Source organism: Microvirga roseola, assembly GCF_020866965.1.
GTDB classification, from domain to species: Bacteria; Pseudomonadota; Alphaproteobacteria; order Rhizobiales; family Beijerinckiaceae; genus Microvirga; species Microvirga roseola.
In genome coordinates this window covers 1-431 of the sequence record NZ_JAJATX010000207.1, presented here as the reverse complement: position 1 = coordinate 431, position 431 = coordinate 1, and the positions used below count along the sequence as shown (strand labels likewise).

General features: G+C 60.8%; 1 pseudogene. It reads left to right on the top strand.

What is annotated here, in order from left to right:
- Positions 1 to 431: pseudogene (locus tag LG661_RS24905) on the top strand (hybrid sensor histidine kinase/response regulator); the annotation flags it as partial.

Sequence of the window (431 nt, the reverse complement as noted above, 5' to 3'; positions counted from 1 at the left end):
ATTTCACGCCGCTTCTGCGGATGCAGGGCTTCGTGAACGAGATTGCCTTTGATCTGAACTGTGCAGACGGGCGGCCGCTGCCGGTCCTGGCTAATACGGTCCAGAAGCGGGACGCGAATGGCCGACCTGTTGTTCATCGCATCACGCTCTTCAATGCCACCGACCGGCGCAAGTACGAGCGGGAACTGCTCCTGGCCCGCCAGAAGGCGGAGGAAGCCACTAAGGAGCTGAAGCGCCTGAACGAAACCCTTGAGGAGCGGATTGCTCAGGAGGTCGCCGAGCGCCTGAAGGCCGAGGAAGCTCTGCGACAGGCGCAGAAAATGGAGGCTATCGGCCAACTCACCGGTGGCATTGCTCACGACTTCAACAACCTGCTCACCATCATTGTCGGCAACATCGAACTCCTCCAGCGCCGTCTACCGGAGGGCTCC